Origin of the sequence: Flammeovirga sp. OC4 (assembly GCF_000812565.1) — a bacterium.
In the GTDB taxonomy this organism is placed as follows: Bacteria; Bacteroidota; Bacteroidia; order Cytophagales; family Flammeovirgaceae; genus Flammeovirga.
The window spans coordinates 1-452 of sequence record NZ_JTAM01000200.1; the positions used below are offsets into that span (position 1 = coordinate 1).

The 452-nt window shown below is 39.8% G+C and carries 1 protein-coding gene; it reads left to right on the top strand.

Annotated features, from left to right (window positions below; all coding sequences use genetic code 11):
• A partial coding sequence (locus PL77_RS32215) for a hypothetical protein (RefSeq protein ID WP_044213797.1) occupies nt 1-452 on the top strand: 452 nt, incomplete at both ends.

Below are 452 nucleotides of genomic sequence, written 5' to 3' on the forward strand. Positions count from 1 at the left end.
CTGGAGAAGTTTCAGTACAAAACATTGGAGGAGATTAAAGCATTAGTTGAATCTGATATGAACGAATGGAACAACAGAATTCAGAAGCGAGACGGCAAGTCACCAATGGAGCGTTGGAACGAAAGCCCTGAGTATGATGATTTCAAGACATTGGGTGCAGTATCTAACATGAAACTCTTCTGGGAGTTCAGACCAAAGGCACGTATCAAGAGTGAAAAGATAGCATCGTTCGATGAAGCAGAAACTTACACTTATTACCAAAGCGGTTTACCGATTACATTCGGTCAGCAAACATTCAATTACGAGGTACTAAACGACCAAGGAAAAGTAGACTTACAATTCCATGGTGACAGTATAGGAAAGAAATTTAAAGTAAAGTATGACCCCGAAAATCTAGACAAAGACATCATTGCCCTTTATGATGCAGAAACGGAAAGGTTTGTATGTTTCGC